The sequence below is a fragment of the Pseudomonas arsenicoxydans genome, assembly GCF_900103875.1.
Taxonomy (GTDB): Bacteria; Pseudomonadota; Gammaproteobacteria; order Pseudomonadales; family Pseudomonadaceae; genus Aquipseudomonas; species Aquipseudomonas arsenicoxydans.
Genome location: NZ_LT629705.1, coordinates 1667608 through 1689760, shown reverse-complemented (window position 1 = coordinate 1689760; position 22153 = coordinate 1667608). Strand labels below are relative to the sequence as shown.

The following is a 22153-nucleotide window of genomic DNA, read 5'->3' as shown; positions in this document are numbered from 1 at the left end:
TCACAGCGCCGACAACTGCTCCATCGGCCAACGCGCCTGCACACTGATTGCCAAGCTTTCGTGCTGACCGGCCTGTAGGCGCTGGCAACCGGCAAACGCAATCATTGCGCCATTGTCGGTGCAGAATTCCGGACGGGCATAAAACACATCGCCCTTCATGTCGCCGAGCATTTTCTCCAGGGACGCACGCAGTGCCTTGTTGGCGCTAACGCCCCCAGCGATCACCAGACGCTTCATGCCCGCCTGTTTCAGGGCTCGCTTGCACTTGATGGTCAAAGTCTCCACCACGGCCTCCTGGAACGCCAGCGAGATGTCGCAACGGGCTTGCTCGCTGTCGTCCCCGGCGCTGACGCTCTGCTGCCAAGTGTTCAGGGCAAAGGTTTTCAAGCCGCTGAAGCTGAACGCCAAGCCCGGACGGTCGCACATCGGACGCGGAAAAGTGAAACGTCCGGCAACGCCCTGCTGTGCCAGCTTGGCGATCTCCGGACCACCCGGATAATTGAGCCCCATCATCTTCGCAGTCTTGTCGAATGCTTCACCGGCGGCGTCGTCGAGGGTCTCGCCCAACAACGTGTAGTGGCCGATACCATCGACCTGAACAAGCTGTGTATGACCACCCGACACCAACAAAGCGACGAACGGGAATTCGGGCGGTTGCGGCTCCAGCATCGGCGCCAACAAATGGCCTTCCATGTGGTGTACGCCGAGAGCCGGAATGCCCCAGGCAAAGGCCAGTGCCTGGGCACAGGACGCCCCCACCAGCAATGCGCCGACCAGGCCGGGACCCGCGGTATAAGCGATGGCGTCGATCTCGGTCGGCACACAGTCGGCCTCGGCCAACACCTGACGGATCAAGGGCAGCATGCGCTTGACGTGGTCGCGCGAGGCCAGCTCCGGCACCACACCGCCATAGGCGCGGTGCAGGTCGATCTGGCTGAACAGCGCATCGGCCAACAGGCCGCGTTCACTGTCGTAAAGTGCGACACCGGTTTCGTCGCAAGAGGTTTCTAATCCCAGTACTAGCATGGGTTTACGCCTTGTTTAGGCTGAATTCGAAGGCGCGCATAATAGTCGCCGCGTGATGCCCCGACTAGCGGTTTTCGATCAGAGGCTTTGCATTCCGAGCGATGAGGGGTTAACATCCGCAACCCTTAAAAACCGACGTCTTCAAGTGCTCTTTTGCCACGAGGATGTTGACCCCGGTAATGAATGAAGGTAGCTCTGGATGCCAGCCGTCAAAGTAAAAGAGAACGAACCCTTCGACGTAGCTCTGCGTCGTTTCAAGCGCTCCTGCGAAAAAGCCGGTGTACTGGCTGAAGTTCGTAGCCGCGAATTCTACGAGAAGCCTACTTCTGAGCGTAAACGTAAAGCAGCAGCCGCTGTTAAGCGTCACGCCAAGAAAGTACAGCGCGAACAGCGCCGCGCCGTTCGTCTGTACTAATACACAGACGTTCGTAGCAAGCTTCTGCCAAGCCCGGCCCTCAGCCGGGCTAATGGCATTTGCGGAGTACGCTTGATGCTTCACCGTCAAAGCCGCAGACGCGACCGAGACAAACCGCTTCACAGCGTCAGACCTGGCTCTTTTGCCAGCGGTGCACGTCTTTTCTGACGAGCCTTCCAAGGCTACTGACGAGCACACCCACTGATTCCTCTCACGACGATCAGCCCAAGGCACCTTCTTGCGTGCCCGCTTATGAGCTATCCGAGGCTATCGACTGGCCGCAGCGGAGTTAAGCGCAATACTTTCACATAGTCGAATACTGATTGGTACTAACGTCAGTGGATTTTCGGCAGATACACTTCCCGACAGCGATTAAGCAGACGACACCGGTCGAGCCGCACATTTTGCGCGCCTCAAACAACGACCCGCGTTCGGCCGCCCTTCGTTTCAGGTCCATTTCAGCGCAGATGACGAGAACGCCATGGCCGGGCTAATTCCCCAGAGCTTCATTGACGACCTTCTGAACCGCACCGACATCGTCGATGTGGTCAGCTCTCGCCTGCAAATGAAAAAGGCCGGCAAGAACTACACCGCCTGCTGCCCGTTTCACAAAGAGAAAACCCCGTCCTTCAGCGTAAGCCCCGACAAGCAGTTCTACTATTGCTTCGGCTGCGGCGCTGGCGGCAACGCCCTCGGCTTCATGATGGACCACGACAACCTGGATTTCGTCCAGGCTGTCGAAGAACTGGCCAAAGCCGCCGGCATGGAAATACCCCGCGAAGAAAGCGGCCGGCCGCACAAACCGCGCCAGCCGACCGATTCGCCGCTGTATCCGCTGCTCACCGCAGCTGCCGACTTTTACCGTCAGGCGCTGAAAAGCCATCCATCGCGCAAAGCCGCCGTGGACTACCTGAAAGGTCGCGGATTGACCGGCGAAATCGCCCGGGACTTCGGCCTCGGCTTCGCCCCGCCCGGCTGGGACAATCTGTTCAAGCATCTGAGCAGCGACACCCTGCAACAGAAAGCCATGGTCGATGCCGGCCTGCTGATCGAGAACGCCGAAACCGGCAAACGCTATGACCGCTTCCGCGATCGCGTGATGTTCCCTATCCGTGACAGCCGCGGGCGCATCATCGCTTTCGGCGGCCGGGTTCTGGGCGACGATAAGCCGAAATATCTGAACTCACCGGAAACCCCGGTATTCCATAAAGGCCAGGAGCTCTACGGCCTGTATGAAGCGCGAAAAAACAATCGCAACCTCGACGAAATCATTGTCGTCGAAGGCTATATGGACGTCATCGCCCTCGCCCAGCAAGGCCTGCGCAACGCTGTCGCGACCTTGGGCACCGCCACCAGCGAAGAACACATGAAACGACTGTTTCGTGTCGTGCCCAACGTACTGTTCTGCTTCGATGGCGACCAGGCTGGCCGCAACGCCGCATGGCGAGCACTGGAGGCTACGCTGCCGTGCCTGCAAGACGGACGGCGCGCACGCTTTCTGTTCCTGCCTGAAGGCGAAGACCCGGACACACTGGTCCGCTCCGAAGGCACTGACGCTTTCCGCGCGCGAATCAACCAGCACGCCCAGCCATTGGCGGATTATTTCTTTCAGCAGCTGACGGAAGAATCCGATCCGCGCTCGCTCGAAGGCAAGGCCCATATGGCCACCCTCGCCGCGCCGCTTATCGACAAAGTCCCGGGCGCGAACCTGCGCATCCTCATGCGTCAGCGCCTGACCGAGATTACCGGGCTCAGCGGTGAAGCCGTGAGCCAACTGGTGCAAAGCGCGCCTCAGGATGCACCGCCGACCTACGACCCGGGCGTCGATTACGACGCCATGCCGGATTACAGCGACTACCATCAGCCGCAGGCACAAGAGATGTATGTGCCGCAGCAGGAATGGACACCGAAAAAACCCGGCGCCGGCGGCAAGAAGTGGGACAAGAAGCCATGGGACAAAAATGGCAAGCGCGGCGGCGATCGCGATCAACCGGGCGCCCCACGCACGCCGATTGCAGTGGAAGCCCCGACCCTGATTGCGCTGCGCACCCTGATCCATCATCCAGACCTGGCTGGCAAGGTCGAAACCGCCAACCACTTCGCCAACGAAAGCAATACCTACGCTCAGCTGCTAGTCGCGCTGATCGAGGCAGTGCAAAAAAATCCTAAGCTAAACTCAATCCAGTTAATGGCCCGCTGGCACGGGACCGAACAGGGGCGTTTGCTCAAGGCGTTGGCGGAAAAGGAATGGCTGATTGCGGGCGACAACCTTGAACAACAGTTTTTAGACACCATTACTAGGCTATCGGCCTCTCAACACACGGATAGCCTGGAAGCATTAATCAGAAAAGCAAGGCAGCCAGGACTGACCGCGGAGGAAGCAAATCAGATAGCAAATCAGATGCGCGACCTATTAAAACGCAATATGGCTGTATCAACCCCGACCTCAACTGGCGCGTGAGGTCATAGCTCAGGTATAATCCTCGGCTTGTTTTTTGCCCGCCAAGACCTTCAGTGGATAGGGTGTTATGTCCGGAAAAGCGCAACAGCAGTCTCGTATCAAAGAGTTGATCACACTTGGTCGTGAGCAGGGTTACCTGACTTACGCGGAGGTCAACGACCACCTGCCGGAGGATATTTCAGATCCGGAACAGGTGGAAGACATCATCCGCATGATCAATGACATGGGGATCAACGTATTCGAGGTTGCGCCAGATAAGGATTCCCTTATGCTGGCCGACGCCGATACCGACGAAGCCGCGGCCGAAGAGGCAGCAGCAGCGTTGGCAGCGGTCGAGACCGACATTGGTCGCACCACCGACCCAGTGCGCATGTACATGCGTGAAATGGGTACGGTAGAGCTCCTCACACGTGAAGGCGAAATCGAAATCGCCAAGCGTATTGAGGAAGGCATCCGCGAAGTGATGGGCGCAATTGCGCACTTCCCTGGCACGGTTGACCATATTCTCTCCGAATACACTCGCGTCACCACCGAAGGTGGCCGCCTGTCCGACGTCCTGAGCGGTTATATCGACCCGGACGACGGCATTGCGCCGCCTGCTGCAGAAGTGCCGCCGCCAATCGATCCGAAAGCCGTGAAAGCGGACGACGACACCGATGACGACGAAGCCGACGCGACGGATGACGAAGAAGAAGCCGAAAGCGGTCCGGATCCAGTCATCGCAGCACAGCGCTTTGGCGCTGTCTCCGATCAGATGGAAATCACCCGCAAGGCGCTGAAAAAGCACGGTCGTGGCAACAAGCTGGCAATTGCCGAGCTGGTGCTTCTGGCTGAGCTGTTCATGCCGATCAAACTGGTTCCGAAGCAATTCGAAGGCCTGGTCGAGCGTGTTCGCAGTGCCCTTGATCGTCTGCGTCAGCAAGAGCGCGCGATCATGCAGCTTTGTGTTCGTGATGCCCGCATGCCGCGTGCTGACTTCCTGCGCCAGTTCCCGGGCCACGAAGTCGACGAAAGCTGGACGGATGCGTTGGCCAAAGGCAAAAGCAAATATGCTGAAGCCATTGGTCGCCTGCAACCGGACATCATTCGTTGCCAGCAGAAGCTGAAAGCGCTGGAAACCGAAACCGGTTTGACGATCGCAGAGATCAAGGACATCAACCGTCGCATGTCGATCGGTGAGGCCAAGGCCCGCCGCGCGAAGAAAGAGATGGTTGAAGCGAACTTGCGTCTGGTGATCTCCATCGCCAAGAAGTACACCAACCGTGGCTTGCAATTCCTCGATCTGATCCAGGAAGGCAACATTGGTTTGATGAAAGCGGTAGACAAGTTCGAATACCGCCGCGGCTACAAATTCTCGACTTATGCCACCTGGTGGATCCGTCAGGCGATCACTCGCTCGATCGCCGACCAGGCCCGCACCATCCGTATTCCGGTGCACATGATCGAGACGATCAACAAGCTCAACCGTATTTCCCGGCAGATGTTGCAGGAAATGGGTCGCGAACCGACCCCGGAAGAGCTGGGCGAACGCATGGAAATGCCTGAGGACAAGATCCGCAAGGTATTGAAGATCGCTAAAGAGCCGATCTCCATGGAAACCCCGATCGGTGATGACGAAGACTCCCATCTGGGTGACTTCATCGAAGACTCGACCATGCAGTCGCCAATCGATGTCGCCACCGTTGAGAGCCTTAAAGAAGCGACTCGCGAAGTGCTGTCCGGCCTCACTGCCCGTGAAGCCAAGGTACTGCGCATGCGCTTCGGTATCGACATGAATACCGACCACACCCTCGAGGAGGTTGGTAAACAGTTCGACGTGACCCGTGAACGGATTCGTCAGATCGAAGCCAAGGCGTTGCGCAAGCTGCGCCACCCGACGAGAAGCGAGCATTTGCGCTCCTTCCTCGACGAGTGATCACAAACCCCCCGGCCCAGGCCGGGGGTTTTGCTTTATGCAGATTAAATCCCCCGCAACTCTCCCCCGCCGTATTGCCGGTCTACACTCGAAACATTCCCCCGAGCCATAACGAGACCGGTTATGCCCATATTGCCGTCCGTGCTTTTTTTGCTGTCGCTGATGACCTGGACCGCAACGGCTGGCGCGCTGACTCTCACCGACGAAGAACGTGGCTGGCTGAAGGTTCACCCGGACTTGCGCCTGGGTGTCGATGCATCCTGGCCGCCGTTTGAGTTTCGCGACGATCAAGGTCGCTACCAGGGCCTGGCAGCGGACTACATCAACGTTATCCGTCAACGGTTGGCCATCAAGCTGACACCCATCGAGCCGATCAGCTGGACCGAAGTCTTGCAGCAGGCCAAACAAGGCAAACTCGACATCCTTCCGGGCATCATGTCGACTCCGGAGCGCCAGTCGTACCTGTCGTTTACCCGTCCCTACCTGGACTTTCCGATCGTCATCCTCGCCCATGTCGGAGGCCCGCAACCGCGCAAACTTGAAGACTTGTACGGGTTGAAGATCGCCGTGGTAGAAAACTATGCGCCCCATGAGCTGTTGCGCACGCACCACCCCGACCTGAATCTGGTGGCGATGCCCAATGTCAGCTCGGCCTTGCAGGCGCTGGCTACCGATGAAGTGGACGCTGTTGTGGGAGATCTCGCCTCCAGCGTCTGGAGTCTGCGTCAGCTCAAGCTCGAGGGCCTGTACGTCAGCGGCGAAACGCCCTATCGCTATCAGCTGGCAATGGCCGTGCCCCCTGACAACAAGCTACTGGTTGGCATCCTCGATAAAGTCCTGGCGGATATGACCCCAAGTGAAGTCAATGCCATTCAGGAGCATTGGGTCGGCAATGTCCTGGATCATCGAACCTTCTGGTCGGACTTACTGGTTTATGGCCTGCCTGGGCTGCTGTTTTTGATAATCATGCTGGCGGTTGTCATACGTATTAACCGCCGGTTGAGTTCGGAAATTGCTCGTCGAGTCGATCTGGAGCAAGAACTGCGCAGTAGTGAATATCATTACCGTGGACTGGTAGAGAGCCTTTCGGCGATCGCCTGGGAAGCACGGATGAGCGATTACACCTACAGCTACGTGTCGCCCCACGCCGAAGCCCTGCTTGGGTATCCCCTGTCCCATTGGTTGATTCCAGGCTTCTGGCGCAACATCATTCACCCGGCAGACCTGACCCGAGCCCAGACATTCTGCGATCACGAAGTGTTGGCCGGGCGCGATTACAGCCTCGATTACCGGGTCATCACGGCCGATGGCCGATGCCTTTGGGTGCGCGATATCGTCAGCCTGATCGAGCATGGTCATGAACCGGTGCTGCGCGGGTTGATGATCGACATCAGCGATGCCAAGCGCACTGAAGAGGCATTACGCCTTTCCGAGCAGAAATTCGCCTCTGTGTTCCAGCAATGCCCGGACATTCTGGTGATTGCGCGGCTGTCCGACGGCTGCCTGCTGGAGGTCAACAAAGCGTTCGAGGAGCAGATTGGCCTAAAGGCCGAAGACGTCATCGGCCAGACCGCTACTGACCTGAATATCTGGGGCATACCCGGTGTAGGCCCGGGTTTGTTGCAGCGCCTGCAGGCTGGCAGCATCCGCAACCTGGAAATGCCCTTTCGCCGCAACAACGGCCAGGTGTTTACCGGCCTGATTTCCGCCGAGCCTTTCGACCTCGATACGACGCCTGCCCTGGTCGTCGTGGTGCGCGATATCAGCCAGCTCAAGGAAACCCAGCAACAACTGCAAACCTCCGAAGAAAAATTCGCCAAAGCCTTCCACGCCTCCCCGGACGGCTTGTTACTGTCCCGGCAGAGCGACGGGTTGCTGCTGGAGGTCAACGAAGGCTTCAGCCGCATCACCGGCTTCAACAGCGCAATGTCTGTGGACCGCTCAGCCCTGGAACTGGGGATTTGGGTCAATCTGAACGAACGCAAACAGATGCTCGACTTGCTGCATCGCGATGGTTTCGTCCGCGACTTCACCTGCCACATCCGCCGCAGCGACGGGCAGATCCGTCTCTGCGAAGTGTCCAGCCGTCCGCTGCCCATCGGCGATGAAGACTGCATGCTGACCATTGCGCGGGACATCACCGAGCGGCACATGATGCAGGAGAAACTGCAACAGGCCGCCACGGTGTTCGAGAGCACTGCCGAAGGCGTGTTGATCACCGACACCCAGCAGCACATCAGTGCGGTCAACCGCGCCTTTACCGAGATTACCGGCTACAGCGAGAGCGAAGCACTGGGCCACACCCCCCGCTTGCTTGCCTCCGGCCTGCACGACAGCGCGTTCTACGCAGCAATGTGGCATCAGTTGACCGCCGAAGGTCATTGGCAAGGCGAGATTTCCAACCGCCGCAAAAATGGCGAGCTCTACCCAAGCTGGCTGACCATCAGCGCCGTGCGCAACCGCGAAAAGTTCATCACCCATTTCGTGGCGGTATTTGCCGACATTTCCAGCCTCAAGCACGCTCAAGCCAAACTCGACTACCAGGCGCACCACGATCCGCTGACCGGCCTGCCCAACCGCACGCTGTTCGAGAGCCGGCTGCTGACTGCACTCAACACCCAACAGGAAAATGGCGGTCAGGGCGCAGTGCTGTTTCTCGACCTGGACCGTTTCAAACACATCAACGACAGCCTTGGCCATCCGGTCGGCGACCTGCTGCTCAAAGGCATCGCCGTGCGCCTCAAGGAGCAGCTGCGCGATATCGATACCGTTGCGCGCCTGGGCGGTGACGAATTCATCATCCTGCTGCCTGGCCTGCAGCAGTCCAGCGACGCAGACAATATTGCGACCAAGCTGCTTAATTGCTTCGCCGCCCCTTTCCAGGCCGGCGAACACGAGTTCTTCATCAGCGCCAGCATCGGCACCAGCCTGTACCCCAGGGACGGCTGTGATGTCGCCACACTGGTCAAGAACGCCGATGCTGCCATGTATCGCTCCAAGGCCAAGGGGCGTAACCGGGTCGAAAGCTACACCCGCGACCTCACGGCCCAGGCCAGCGAACGCGTGGCGCTGGAACATGAATTACGGCGAGCCATGGAACGCAATGAGCTGGTTCTCTACTACCAACCGAAAATCAGCCTCGATGACCATCGACTGGTCGGTGCCGAAGCGCTCATACGCTGGCACCACCCGACCTTCGGTGCGGTGCCACCGGAACACTTCATTCCGTTGGCGGAAGAAAACGGCATGATTCTGCAAATCGGCGACTGGGTACTGGAAACCGCCTGCCGGCAGATGTACGAATGGAACCAGGTGTATGAAAGCGTCGGCCCACTGTCGGTAAACCTTGCCGGCGCTCAATTACGTCAGCCGAACCTGCTTGGACGAATCGAACAACTGCTCAATGACCACGGCCTGGCGCCTGGTTTTCTGCAACTGGAAATTACCGAAAACTTCATCATGAGCCAGGCCGAAGAAGCCCTGGCGGTGCTGCACCAACTCAAACACCTGGGCGTGCAATTGGCGATCGATGACTTCGGTACGGGCTACTCGTCCCTGAGCTACCTCAAGCGCCTGCCGTTGGACATTCTCAAGATCGACCAGTCCTTCGTCCGCGGCCTGCCTGACGATCCGCACGATGCGGCGATTGTTCGGGCGATTATTGCCTTGGGCCGCAGCATGCAATTCACGGTCATCGCGGAGGGCGTCGAAACCCTGGCGCAACAGCAATTCCTTGCCGAAGAAGGCTGTGAACAGATCCAGGGCTACATCGTCAGCCTGCCTCTGCCCCCGGATGAATTCGCCGCGACGTTTCTTCGTATAGCCGTATCGGATTTTTCGGATAGCACAGCCGAGAAACCATCGCTATAATCCGCGGCCTACTGAGGGCCTATAGCTCAGTTGGTTAGAGCAGAGGACTCATAATCCTTTGGTCCACGGTTCAAGTCCGTGTGGGCCCACCAAACACGAAAGCCGCGCAAATGCGCGGCTTTTTCGTTTCTGATGTTCAGGTTTCTGCAAGCGTGTTTTTTTCAAAAGAGGCTTAAAACATCCACAAAGTGTCCACATGGGTTACTAACGAAACAACGTTAATCGCAGACACACAATCGAATTTGACAATCCAGTCTTGAACTTTAGGATAGCCCAACCTATAAATACTATAGAAAACCAATGAGCCTCCTTCCTTTTCCACTACCCAAAAAGAAAGCTCTCGAAATAATACGTGAGCTTTCGGAGGTATCTGATCGCATCTTTTACTCTCCGCATGCCAAAGCTCGAATGATTGAGCGAAGTGTGACCATGCCGGATGTGATGGACTGCCTAGGAAAAGGGCAGATCACCGAAGGGCCGTTTCGGCAGCCTGGGGGTGATTGGAGATTTACTATTTCCTGGTTTAGAGCTGGGTCGCCTCTCCAGGTCATCGGCGCTATCGACGTTGATGACGACGGGACATTTCTCGTCATAGTGACCACGATACAAAAGCAGGGGTGAATTTTATGTACCACTACGTAGAAAGCGGCCTACCGAACGTATGGCTTAGCAATGGCTTCGTGGTGAAACAGACCGCATATGGCGAGTCTGTCGCCATCACGGATGTGAAGGGCCTGCATGACGTAATCGGCAAGGCCATCGCTGAGAAGCCTTCAGTGCTGACGGGGGCTGAGTTTAGATTTTTAAGAAAAGAGCTTGGGCTGTCTCAGGAAAGTCTCGCCGAGATCGTCGGTTTGACGAGTCAAGCCGTAGCGATCTGGGAAAAAACCGACAAAATCCCGATGGTAAACGACCGGTATTTGCGTGGCCTTTATCTTGAAGCCAAGACTGGCGAAGCGGATCTGATGGCGGCTATCAATACCATCAACAAACTGGACCACGACCTTTATAAACTGAATCTGGAGTTCGAAGGCGAATGGCACAATCAGGCGAAAGTATGCGCATGAGCCTGACTACGTTGCTGACAGCCCCGGCAGAAATGCCGGGGTTAATAAGTTCTGACACCTGACGCAGGGATTGCCCGCACAGCCTGAAGCCCTTCCAGCACATTCCTCGTCAACACCCCCTCATACGTATCCGCCGCCCTGCCCCATTGCTCGACAATGACCATGCCGTCTACCAGCATCCCCGCCAATCCGGTAATCGTATCGGCCAGTTCTTCGACGATGGTTTGAGTCCGAAACCACAGGCGATCCGTAATCTCTTTCAGCTCGGCCGCTGTACGGTCAGACGACGCCGGATTCGTATCGGGGTAAGTGATGTTGCGCAGCAAGTGTCCTAGCTCTCTTATTTTTGCGTAATCCTGTTCCGCCCCCTGCTCCCCTTTCAGGATCTCGGCCGCCTTGCGCTTATCGGCGCGTTTTCCGAAAGACTGCTCCGAGGCCAATGACTGCCCCATCGCGCCAGCGAAGAGCACCATCATCCGGGCTTCGAGATAGTCCTTGATGGCGTCTATCGACGACATTGACCGCGCCAGGGTAATGGAGGCCCCCGCTTGATGCCTCAAGTCCATGGTGACTGTCAGGGTTACGCCACCCGTTTCAAACCCCAAGGCGCGGGCGACGACGTAGTGCCCCATTTCGTGATGGGCAATCTGCATCGCATGATCCCGTACAGCGAAAGGCATTTTCTGCGTCATGTTCATCACCTCGCATCCCTCGATATCGCATTCGACTATGACTGTCCGTTGGTGTCCATCCTGGCATCCGCACCCCAACCGGGTTGAACTCCACAATAGAAAAAGCCGCGCAATGGCGCGGCTTTTTCGTACCTGCGATTCAGACCTTACTTGGGCAAAGCGTAGGCAATCACATAGTCACCGCGATCCGGCGACTGACGTGCGCCACCGACCGTCAACAGGATGTACTGCTTGCCGGTTTTAGGCGAAACGTAGGTCATCGGCCCCGACTGGCTACCGACGGGCAAACGCGACTTCCAGATTTCATTACCGTTGCCGGTATCGAAAGCACGCAGGTAGAAATCCTGAGTACCGGCGAAGAACAACAGGCCCGACTGGGTGGCCAGCGAAGCGCCGAGGGTCGGCATGCCGATCGGGATCGGCAGGTGCATGCGGATGCCCAGCGGACCGGTGTCTTGCACGGTGCCGACCGGGACCTGCCACATCAGTTTGTGGGTCTTCAGGTCGATGGCGGACATCGTGCCGAACGGCGGTTTCTGGCACGGAATGCCGGCTGCCGAGAGGAAGCGCTCGCGCATGGCACCGAACGGCGTGCCTTCTTGCGGTACTACGCCCATTTCAATGCCACTGGCCCCGGCGGCAATCTTGTTGCGCGGGATCATGTAGTTGGCCAGGCCCAGGCGCATGTCGTTGACGAACATGTAGTTCGTGTTCGGGTCCACCGAAACGCTGCCCCAGTTCATGCCCCCCAGCGAGCCGGGGAATTGCAACGCACGATCAAGGCCCGGCGGGGTGTAGACGCCTTCGTGGCGCATGCCTTTGAACTGGATGCGACACATCAACTGGTCAAACGGCGTGGCGCCCCACATGTCGGACTCGGTCAGGGTTTTGTTGCCGATTGACGGCATGTCCACCGAGAACGGCTGGGTCGGCGAGTAGCGTTCACCGGGTACGTTGCCCTGAGGCACCGGACGTTCCTCGACGCGGGCGATTGGCACGCCGGTTTCGCGGTTGAGCAGGAAAATCTCGCCCTGTTTGGTGACTTGCGCCAAGGCCGGCTGAATGCCGCCTTTTTCGTCCGGCACGTCGTACAGCAGTGGCTGCGCCGGCAGGTCAAAGTCCCACAAATCGTGGTGAGTGGTCTGGAAGTGCCAACGCACCTGACCGGTCTTCACATCGACGGCAACGATGGACGAGTTCCACTTGTCATCGAATGCCGTGCGCTGCCCGCCGAAAAAGTCTGGTGTGGCGTTGCCGGTTGGCAGGTACACGAGACCGAGTTTGGCGTCATAGGACATGGCCGACCAGACGTTCGGCGTGCCGCGGGTGTAGGTCTCACCGGCCGGCGGACGTTTGGTTGTGTTCGGGTTACCCGGATCCCACGCCCACACCAGTTCACCACTGCGCACGTCGTATGCGCGGACAACGCCTGGCGGTTCGCCGGTGGAATAGTTATCGGCAACACGACCGCCGACAATCACCACATCACCTGCAACCAATGGGGTCGAGGTCTGCTGGTAGTAACCGGGCTTTACTTCGCCCATGTCGGTGGTCAGATCGACCGTGCCTTTGTTGCCGAACTCTTCGCAGGGCTTGCCGGTGTCGGCATTGATCGCGATCAGACGCGCATCGCCGGTCGGCAGAAACAGACGTTTCGTACAGGCGGTGGGCTGGGTGTCCGACGACGCAGGGGTTTCGGAATAGCCCAGGCCCCGGCAGCGTTGCCAGTTAGGCGCGGTGCCTTGCGGATCGAATTTCCAGCGCTGAGTGCCGGTGTCGGCGTCCAGGGCGAAGACTTTGCCGTAGGCGGTGCAGGTGTAGACCGTGTCGCCGATTTGCAGCGGCGTGTTCTGGTCTTCGGCGCCAGCACCGGTACTTTGCGGGATGTCGCCGGTGCGGAAGGTCCACGCCACCTGCAACTTGTCGATGTTGCCTTTGTTGATCTGATCCAGCGCGGCAAAACGGTTGCCGGCCGTGGTGTTGCCCCAGTGGGCCCAGTCCTTCTGCTCGGAGCCGGGTGTGACCGGCGTTACAGCCGGCTCAGTGCTGGCTTTGACGACGTGAGTCGGCACGAACATGTACGCCATCGTGGCAACAACGCCGAGGCCGAGGATACCGGCCAAACCATAAGCGCCGCGGCCCGCCGTCGCGCCCGAAGCACGCACCAGCGTCGGATAGATCAGCGCCACGACCAGGCCGATCACGGCAAAGGTCAGCACGCGCGAGACCAGCGGCCAGTATTCAAAACCGCCGTCCCACACCGCCCAGATCGCCGTCAAGATCAACGCCACGCCATACAGCCACGCGCCTTGCGGCTTGCAACGGGCAATCATCAGCCCCGACACCAGCATCGCCAGGCCCATCAGCAAGAAGTACGCGCTTCCGCCGAGCGACATCAGATAACCACCGCCGCCGGCCAGGCCGAGTCCGATCAACGCGATCAGGACACCCAGCCCCAACAGCAACTATTTGCCGCCGCCGGCAGCCCCAGAACTATTCATGTCGGAAATTATCCCCATTTGTGACAAGCGCGAAATGATGTACTACCTAGTTACTTATGGCAATTTGTCGCAGATAAAAATGTCCCGAACGGTACTGGGGCCAGATCAAACCTGCGCTGTGCGAGCCGTGCTGTAACATGCCAAATCAAAGTTTTGTGTTGCCGGAGACGACCCTTGCCTGACACCCGCCCGCCCGTCCTTGACGAAATCGACCGCCAATTGATCGCGGCCTTGCAAATCAACGCTCGCGAGAGCGTGGCCATGCTCGCTCGCCAACTGGGCATCGCCCGCACCACGGTGACCTCACGCCTGGCGCGACTGGAGAAAACCAAAGTCATCACCGGTTATGGCGTGCGTTTAGGTCAGCGGGTGGTCGATGGCGGCTTGCAGGCGTATGTCGGGATCACGGTGCAACCGCGCTCGGGCAAGGAAGTGTTGCGCCGGCTCAGCGCCATGGCACAGGTGCAGCAACTGTGTGCAGTGAGTGGCGAATTTGATTACGTGGCGTGGTTGCGCACCGATTCGCCGGAGCAGCTGGATCAGTTGCTCGATCAGATCGGCAGTGTGGACGGGGTGGAGAAGACGACGACTTCGATCATCCTGAGCAGCAAGATTGATCGGGGGCAGCCGGTTTGAGTTTTGACCGGTCGTTCTCGATTGCCTGATCAGACCTCATCGCGGGCAAGCCCGCTCCCACTTTGGACGGTATGTAGCAGATGATCGTCATATTGATCAGTTATTCGGCAAAACGACGACACATTGCGTCTTATTAACGTGTTCTACGCTCTCTAGAATGGCTGCCATCTTTTCCTATACTCAGATGCGCATTCCGCGTCGGGTCGCCAGCAAGGTCAGCCATGAACAAGAACAATCGCCATCCTGCAGACGGTAAAAAACCAGTCACTATTTTCGGCCCGGACTTCCCTTTCGGCTTTGACGACTGGATCGAACACCCGGCCGGCCTGGGCAGTATTCCTACACACAACCACGGTGCCGAAGTGGCGATTGTCGGCGCGGGTATCGCCGGCCTGGTAGCAGCTTACGAGTTGATGAAGCTGGGTCTCAAACCCGTCGTCTACGAAGCCTCGAAAATGGGCGGCCGTCTTCGTTCGCAGGCGTTCAATGGCGCTGAAGGCATCATCGCCGAGCTGGGCGGCATGCGCTTCCCGGTATCGTCCACCGCGTTTTATCACTACGTCGACAAGCTCGGCCTGCAAACCAAGCCCTTCCCGAACCCGCTGACGCCCGCGTCGGGCAGCACGGTGATCGACATCGAAGGCAAAACCCATTACGCACAGAAACTGGCGGATCTTCCTGCACTGTTCCAGGAAGTGGCTGACGCCTGGGCGGACGCACTGGAAGCCGGTTCGCAGTTCGCCGATATCCAGCAAGCCATCCGCGACCGCGATGTGCCGCGCCTCAAAGAGCTGTGGAACACCCTGGTTCCGCTGTGGGATGACCGCACCTTCTACGACTTCGTCGCCACCTCCAAAGCCTTCGCCAAGCTGTCGTTCCATCACCGCGAAGTGTTCGGTCAGGTCGGTTTCGGCACCGGCGGCTGGGACTCCGATTTCCCGAACTCGATGCTGGAAATCTTCCGCGTGGTCATGACTAACTGCGACGATCACCAGCACCTGGTGGTTGGCGGCGTGGAACAAGTACCACTGGGCATCTGGCGCCATGTGCCGGAGCGTTGCGTGCACTGGCCTGAAGGCACCAGCCTGAGTTCGTTGCACCGGGGCGCACCACGCTCCGGGGTGAAGAAAATTGCCCACGCGCCGGGCGGCCGTTTCGCCGTCACCGACACCTATGGCGACACCCGCGAATACGCAGCGGTGCTGACCACCTGCCAGAGCTGGCTGCTGACCACGCAGATCGAATGCGACGAAACGCTGTTTTCGCAAAAGATGTGGATGGCCCTGGACCGCACCCGCTACATGCAATCGTCGAAAACCTTCGTCATGGTCGACCGCCCGTTCTGGAAGGACAAGGATCCGGAAACCGGCCGCGACCTGATGAGCATGACCCTGACCGATCGCCTGACCCGCGGCACGTACCTGTTCGACAACGGCGACGACAAGCCAGGGGTGATTTGCCTGTCGTACTCGTGGATGAGCGACGCGTTGAAAATGCTCCCGCACCCGGTTGAGAAGCGCGTGAAACTGGCGCTGGACGCATTGAAGAAGATCTACCCGAAAGTCGACATCGCAGCGCGCATCATCGGCGATCCGATCACCGTGTCATGGGAAGCCGACCCGCATTTCCTCGGGGCTTTCAAAGGCGCCCTGCCCGGTCACTACCGCTACAACCAGCGCATGTACGCGCACTTCATGCAGGACGACATGCCGGCCGAGCAACGCGGGATCTTCATTGCCGGTGACGACGTTTCGTGGACGCCGGCGTGGGTCGAAGGTGCGGTACAGACCTCGCTCAATGCGGTGTGGGGGATCATGAAACACTTCGGCGGTGAAACTCACGCCGAGAACCCGGGTCCAGGTGATGTGTTCAACGAGATCGGTCCGATCGCCCTGCCCGAGTAAAAGGAATCGAGAAATGCGCGTAGCCCTGTACCAATGTCCACCGTTACCCCTGGATGTCGCCGGTAATCTGCAACGTCTGCATCAACTGGCGCTGGAGGCCAAGGGCGCAGACTTGCTGGTGCTACCGGAGATGTTCCTGACCGGCTACAACATCGGCCTCGATGCGGTCAGCGTCCTGGCGGAAGTGCACAACGGTGAATCGGCCCAGCAGATCGCGCGCATTGCCAAGACGGCGGGGATCGCCATTTTGTATGGCTACCCCGAGCGCACCGAGGACGGGCAGATCTACAACGCCGTGCAGTTGATCGACGCCAACGGCGAGCGCCTTTGCAACTACCGCAAGACGCACCTGTTCGGCGACCTCGATCACTCGATGTTCAGCGCCGGGCAAGACGAGTTTCCGCTGGTTGAACTCAACGGCTGGAAGCTCGGCTTTCTGATCTGCTACGACCTGGAGTTCCCGGAAAATGCTCGCCGCCTGGCCCTGGCCGGCGCCGAGCTGATCCTGGTGCCGACGGCGAACATGATTCCCTTCGATTTCGTGGCCGACGTCACCGTGCGTTCCCGCGCCTTTGAAAACCAGTGTTATGTGGCGTATGCCAACTATTGCGGGCAGGAAGGCGAGATCCACTATTGCGGCCAGAGCAGCATCGCCGCACCGGATGGCAGCCGTATCGCCCAGGCGGGCCTGGATGAAGCGCTGATTGTCGGCGAGTTGGACCGGCAGTTAATGATCGATTCCCGCGCGGCCAACCGCTATTTGATCGATCGTCGTCCCGAGCTTTACGGTGCACTGAACAAGCGCTGAGTCAGCGTTATCCGCTAGCATTAGCGCTTCTCTGTTCTGGAAGTGCTCATGCCTGCGCTGAATCCCCCTCGCCCCCACACTGAAACCCTGGCCAACGGCCTGCGGGTGACGCTGCGTCATGCACCAGATTTGAAGCGCTGCGCTGCTGCGTTGCGGGTTTCTGCGGGCAGCCACGACGTGCCGCTGGCGTGGCCCGGTCTGGCGCATTTTCTTGAACATCTGCTGTTTCTGGGGACGGAGCGTTTTCCCGCGGGGCAAGGGCTGATGGCCTACGTCCAGGGTCATGGCGGTCAGGTGAACGCGCGCACCAGCGAACGCACCACCGATTTCTTTTTCGAACTGCCACCGCAAGCATTTTCCGCTGGCCTTGATCGTCTATCAGACATGCTCGCTCATCCGCGTATGAATCTGGACGATCAGCAGCGGGAACGGGAAGTGCTGCATGCAGAATTTGTCGCCTGGTCGCAGGATGAGAAAGCGCAACAGCAATTGGCGCTGTTCAACGGACTGTCACCGAGTCACCCATTGCGTGGTTTTCATGCCGGCAATCGCGACACCCTTCCCGTGCAGCAACTAACTTTTCAGCAAGCGCTGAAAGATTTCCATCAGCAGTTTTATCGAACCGGGCAGATGACGCTGAGCATGGCCGGCCCGCAAAGTATTGAAGAGCTCAAGCAACTGGCGCAGAGCTTCGGCGCGGCGATTCCTGCGGGAGCAAACATCCCGCAAGTGGCACCTGTGCCGCTGATGGAGTCTTCACAGACAAGTTATCAACAGGTAAACGAACCCAGGCTCGATCTGCTGTTTGCTTTCGAATCGCTACTGCCTTCATCGGCCCAAGCGTTGGCGTTCCTGTGCCATTGGTTGAACGCTGCGAAACCTGGAGGGTTGCTGGCTGAATTGCGCTCGCGCGGTTTGGCTGACCATTTGAACGCCAGACTGCTGTATCAGTTTTCCGGACAAGCCGTACTGCACATCGAGTTGACACAAGCTGCGCCGGCGAGCGCGATTCGCGAGAAACTCCAGGATTGGCTGGGCTTTTTTTCCTCGAAGCAAGACTGGGCTCGCCTGCGCGAAGAGTACGCCACGGTGCTTGAGCGCCAGCAACAAGTCAGCAGTGCTCTGGAATTGGCCCGGCGCGACAGCGAACAGCTTGAAGACGGGTTATCCGGAGAAGGCGTTGTAGCCCTCAAGGACATCCTGAAGAAAATCGGCGCTGTGGATAATTTCATTGGCGACTGGCAACTGCCAACGCCCAACCCGTTCTTACACGTCGAGGCACCGGCGCAAAATGCCGGGCTGATTCGCGGGCAAACCAGCAAACACCGAGGCCTGAGAACGTTTGCCCAGGACCGCTCACGCAGTCGCCGGGAAAACTCCCCGATGCAGTTCAGCCAGGCCTTGCCGGACAACACGGCACAAGGTGCGATTTATCTGCGCTGGCGCCTCGAGTCCAAACCGCACTCGCGCCTTCAATACCATCTGGAAAATGGCCTGCAGTCGTTGCGCGAAGATGCACGTCAGGCTGGCGTTGACGTGTCTTTCTGCGCCTCAGGCAATGAATGGTTGCTGAAGATGACGGGGCTTCAGGCGCCGATGCCGACGGTCCTCGAACATGCGCTCAAAGCACTTACAACGCCTGACAGAGATTTCTCACAGGAAGAGCCGAAAAGCCCTGCACTCATACCAATTAAACACCTGCTCAAGGCACTGCCCGATCTTTGCCTCGAGCGTTTGGCCGTCTCTGGCGACTTGCAGCAACTGTGGTCGAGTGCACGCTGGGAAGGCCTGGCGGTCGGCTTGTCAGCACACACTCAAGCGGCCTTGGGTATGACCCTGAGCCGCGTGCCCGGCGTTGCCGACACCCAAGCGTCTACGCCACCATCGATCAACTCGCAGCGTCTGTGGGCAACGCTCGACACCGGTTCCAGCGAACATGCGTTGGTACTGTTCTGCCCGGCGGCAACGCAGGACATCTGCGAAGAAGCTGTCTGGCGCTTGTTGGCGCTCGTCTGTCAGACCCCGATCTATCAGCGCCTGCGCGTGGAGCTGCAACTGGGTTACGCGGTGTTCAGCGCACTGCGCCAGATCCATGGGCAGACCGGCATTGTGTTTGGTGTGCAATCTCCGGGCACCGCACCATTGAAGTTGCTGGAGCACATGGAACGCTTCCTGAGCGACTTGCCCGCCATGATCAGCGAAATCGAGGAGGCTACATTCATCGCACAGCGTCAGGCGTTGTCCGATCAATTCAAGGAGGCAGCATTACCTTTGGCCCAAGCCGCCGAACTGCTCTGGCAAGGCAAGCAGGCTGGCCGTTCGTCGGATTACCTGACGCAACTGCCCTTGTCGATTCTGGCCATCGACCGCGACGCCCTGCTCGCCGCCGCGCATAGACTGAGCAACGCCGAAGGTGGCTGGCGCTGCCTGGCCAGCAGTTCGGAGCCGCAAGCACCTTGGCAAGTGACAAAATGATCATTACCGCTGGCGCAATTAGCTTTTTCCGAGATTGCAGGCCAATCAATCGGTAATTTTGAGTAACATAGCCACCTAACTATCTGAACATCTCCGGCTGGAGGTGGACTATATGTATAGATCCCAACCGTCCCATCACCCTGAGGAGCGCTCCCATGTCCTGGTCCAAACCTGCTTACACCGACCTGCGTATCGGCTTTGAAGTCACCATGTACTTCGCAAGCCGCTAAGATTGTCGTGCGGTTCAACGCCTCGGTATTGCCGAGGCGTTTTTATTTTCAGTGTTGAAATGATGGAGCGGCCATGTTTGTCCAGATTCTAGGTTCCGCCGCTGGCGGTGGTTTCCCCCAGTGGAACTGCAACTGCGTGAACTGCGCAGGTTTTCGCAACGGCAGCCTCAAGGCCAAGGCGCGAACCCAGTCATCCATCGCGATTTCCGATGACGGCGTGAACTGGATCCTGTGCAACGCATCGCCGGACATCCGTGCCCAGCTTCAAAGCTTTACCCCGATGCAACCGGGCCGCGCCCTGCGCGATACCGGCATCAGCGCGATCATTCTGATGGACAGCCAGATCGACCACACCACTGGCCTGCTCAGCCTTCGCGAAGGTTGCCCGCACCAGGTCTGGTGCACCGACATGGTCCACGAAGACCTGAGCACCGGTTTCCCGCTGTTCACCATGCTGACCCACTGGAATGGCGGGCTGGATTGGAACCGCATCGAACTCGATCGCAGTTTCATCATCCCGGCCTGCCCGAGTTTGCGCTTCACCCCGCTGCCCCTGCGCAGCGCCGCGCCCCCCTACTCGCCGCATCGCTTCGACCCGCACCCGGGCGACAACATCGGCCTGATCGTCGAGGACCTGAACACCGGTGGCAAACTGTTCTACGCCCCGGGCCTGGGCAAGGTCGACGCGCCGCTCCTGGAGATCATGGCCGCCAGCGATTGCCTGCTGGTGGACGGCACGATGTGGGATGACGACGAAATGCAACGCCGTGGCGTCGGCACACGTACAGGTCGGGAAATGGGTCACCTGGCGCAGAACGGCCCTGGCGGCATGCTCGAAGTGCTGGAGCAATTGCCCAAGCAGCGCAAGGTGCTTATCCACATCAACAACACCAACCCGATTCTCGATGAGGATTCGCCGGAGCGTGCGGAGTTGGCTCGGCGCCAGGTTGAAGTGGCGTATGACGGCATGAGTATTGTGTTGTAGGACATCAAGACCGCGGCGCAGTCTATCGCCAGCAGGCTGGCTCCCACAGGGGAATGCGATCACTTGTGGGAGCCAGCCTGCTGGCGATGAGGCCGGTCCTGACACCCAAGAATCCACCGGTCGTACCCGGAGAACTGAAATGACTGACACCCCGATGTCCCCCGCCGAGTTCGAAGCGGCCCTGCGCGCCAAGGGCGCGTATTACCACATCTATCACCCGTATCACGTGGCGATGTATGAAGGCCGGGCGACCCGCGAGCAGATCCAGGGCTGGGTCGCCAACCGGTTCTACTATCAGGTGAACATCCCCCTGAAAGACGCTGCCATCCTCGCCAATTGCCCGGATCGCGAGATCCGTCGCGAGTGGATTCAGCGTCTGCTCGACCATGACGGCGCGCCCGGCGAAGACGGCGGCATCGAAGCCTGGCTGCGTCTGGGCCAGGCTGTCGGCCTCGACCCGGATCAGTTGCGCTCCCAGGAACTGGTCCTGCCCGGCGTGCGTTTCGCCGTGGACGCCTATGTCAACTTCGCTCGCCGAGCCTGCTGGCAGGAAGCCGCCAGCAGTTCGCTGACCGAGCTGTTCGCACCGCAGATCCACCAGTCGCGTCTGGACAGCTGGCCGCAGCACTACCCGTGGATCGATCCGGCCGGCTACGAGTATTTCCGCACCCGCCTGGGCCAGGCACGCCGCGATGTCGAGCACGGTCTGGCCATCACCTTGCAGCACTACACCACGCGCGAAGGCCAGGAACGCATGCTGGAAATTCTCCAGTTCAAACTGGACATTCTTTGGAGCATGCTCGATGCCATGAGCATGGCTTACGAACTGAACCGCCCGCCGTATCACAGCGTGACCGCGCAACGGGTCTGGCATAAAGGAATCACCTTATGAGTTTCGATCGCAGCAAGATCCCGACCTGGCGTCAGGGCTACCGCTACCAATATGAACCCGCGCAGAAAGGCCATGTCCTGCTGTACCCGGAAGGCATGATCAAACTCAACGAAAGCGCCGCGCTGATCGGCGGCTTGATCGACGGTGAACGCGATGTTGCGGCGATCATCGCCAAACTCGACGAGCAATTCCCCGGCGTGCCCGAACTCGGTGAAGACATCGAGCAATTCATGGAGGTCGCCCGTGCTCAGCACTGGATCGAACTTGTCTGATTCC

17 protein-coding genes and 1 tRNA gene are annotated in these 22153 nt (G+C 58.9%); 15 read left to right on the top strand and 3 right to left on the bottom strand.

Annotated elements, in window-relative coordinates; translation table 11 throughout:
- Entirely contained in the window at positions 1-1026 is a 1026-nt protein-coding gene (gene tsaD / locus BLQ41_RS07635) for a tRNA (adenosine(37)-N6)-threonylcarbamoyltransferase complex transferase subunit TsaD (protein WP_090179078.1), read from the bottom strand.
- A gap of 199 nt (positions 1027-1225) precedes the next feature.
- Here tsaD and rpsU point away from each other — a divergent pair, with 199 nt between their 5' ends.
- The 7 genes from rpsU to BLQ41_RS07600 all read left to right on the top strand — a co-directional run bounded on the left by rpsU (position 1226) and on the right by BLQ41_RS07600 (position 10754).
- Positions 1226-1441 (top strand): 30S ribosomal protein S21, encoded by a 216-nt coding sequence (rpsU, locus tag BLQ41_RS07630; RefSeq protein ID WP_002551877.1) that lies wholly within the window; start codon positions 1226-1228, stop codon positions 1439-1441.
- Between the two features lie 481 nt (positions 1442-1922).
- A complete protein-coding gene (dnaG, locus tag BLQ41_RS07625) occupies positions 1923-3902 on the top strand; it encodes a DNA primase (protein WP_090179075.1) in 1980 nt (659 codons plus the stop codon).
- 67 nt (positions 3903-3969) lie between these two features.
- Positions 3970-5817 (top strand): RNA polymerase sigma factor RpoD, encoded by a 1848-nt coding sequence (gene rpoD / locus BLQ41_RS07620; RefSeq protein ID WP_090179072.1) that lies wholly within the window; start codon positions 3970-3972, stop codon positions 5815-5817.
- A gap of 123 nt (positions 5818-5940) precedes the next feature.
- Complete coding sequence (locus BLQ41_RS07615) at positions 5941-9687, top strand: bifunctional diguanylate cyclase/phosphodiesterase (RefSeq protein ID WP_090179070.1); 3747 nt, start codon at positions 5941-5943, stop codon at positions 9685-9687.
- A 15-nt stretch (positions 9688-9702) separates the two neighbouring features.
- Positions 9703-9779 (top strand) — tRNA-Ile (locus tag BLQ41_RS07610).
- Between the two features lie 208 nt (positions 9780-9987).
- Positions 9988-10308: a DUF4258 domain-containing protein gene (locus BLQ41_RS31340; RefSeq protein ID WP_090179067.1), complete on the top strand. Its 321-nt coding sequence runs from the start codon at positions 9988-9990 to the stop codon at positions 10306-10308.
- A gap of 5 nt (positions 10309-10313) precedes the next feature.
- Positions 10314-10754 carry a transcriptional regulator gene (locus tag BLQ41_RS07600; RefSeq protein WP_090179064.1) on the top strand — a complete coding sequence of 147 codons (441 nt, stop codon included), beginning with the start codon at positions 10314-10316 and terminating at the stop codon, positions 10752-10754.
- Between the two features lie 41 nt (positions 10755-10795).
- Here BLQ41_RS07600 and BLQ41_RS07595 read toward each other — a convergent pair whose 3' ends face one another.
- Positions 10796-11446, bottom strand: coding sequence for a peptidase M41 (locus BLQ41_RS07595; RefSeq protein ID WP_090188407.1), 651 nt, complete (start codon positions 11444-11446; stop codon positions 10796-10798).
- 146 nt (positions 11447-11592) lie between these two features.
- Positions 11593-13911, bottom strand: a complete 2319-nt coding sequence (locus BLQ41_RS07590; protein WP_231997089.1) for a glucose/quinate/shikimate family membrane-bound PQQ-dependent dehydrogenase — start codon at positions 13909-13911, stop codon at positions 11593-11595.
- A 210-nt stretch (positions 13912-14121) separates the two neighbouring features.
- On the opposite strand from BLQ41_RS07590, the gene BLQ41_RS07585 reads away from it, so the two are divergent.
- The 8 genes from BLQ41_RS07585 (at position 14122) to pqqD (ending at position 22149) form a co-directional block, all read left to right on the top strand.
- A complete protein-coding gene (locus BLQ41_RS07585) occupies positions 14122-14583 on the top strand; it encodes an Lrp/AsnC family transcriptional regulator (protein ID WP_090179061.1) in 462 nt (153 codons plus the stop codon).
- Positions 14584-14804: 221 nt separating this feature from the next.
- Positions 14805-16487 carry a flavin monoamine oxidase family protein gene (locus BLQ41_RS07580; protein ID WP_090179059.1) on the top strand — a complete coding sequence of 561 codons (1683 nt, stop codon included), beginning with the start codon at positions 14805-14807 and terminating at the stop codon, positions 16485-16487.
- Between the two features lie 13 nt (positions 16488-16500).
- A complete protein-coding gene (locus tag BLQ41_RS07575; RefSeq protein ID WP_090179056.1) occupies positions 16501-17295 on the top strand; it encodes a carbon-nitrogen hydrolase family protein in 795 nt (264 codons plus the stop codon).
- 48 nt (positions 17296-17343) lie between these two features.
- Positions 17344-19770, top strand: coding sequence for a pyrroloquinoline quinone biosynthesis protein PqqF (pqqF, locus tag BLQ41_RS07570; protein WP_090179053.1), 2427 nt, complete (start codon positions 17344-17346; stop codon positions 19768-19770).
- A gap of 155 nt (positions 19771-19925) precedes the next feature.
- Positions 19926-20000: a pyrroloquinoline quinone precursor peptide PqqA gene (gene pqqA / locus BLQ41_RS07565; protein WP_009045898.1), complete on the top strand. Its 75-nt coding sequence runs from the start codon at positions 19926-19928 to the stop codon at positions 19998-20000.
- 73 nt (positions 20001-20073) lie between these two features.
- The gene (gene pqqB / locus BLQ41_RS07560) at positions 20074-20985 is read left to right on the top strand and encodes a pyrroloquinoline quinone biosynthesis protein PqqB (protein WP_090179050.1); all 912 of its coding nucleotides are present in this window, start codon (positions 20074-20076) and stop codon (positions 20983-20985) included.
- Positions 20986-21124: 139 nt separating this feature from the next.
- Positions 21125-21877 (top strand): pyrroloquinoline-quinone synthase PqqC, encoded by a 753-nt coding sequence (gene pqqC, locus BLQ41_RS07555; protein WP_090179048.1) that lies wholly within the window; start codon positions 21125-21127, stop codon positions 21875-21877.
- A complete protein-coding gene (gene pqqD, locus BLQ41_RS07550; protein ID WP_090179045.1) occupies positions 21874-22149 on the top strand; it encodes a pyrroloquinoline quinone biosynthesis peptide chaperone PqqD in 276 nt (91 codons plus the stop codon). The genes pqqC and pqqD overlap by 4 nt, the downstream gene beginning before the upstream one ends.
- Positions 22150-22153 lie beyond the last annotated feature (4 nt).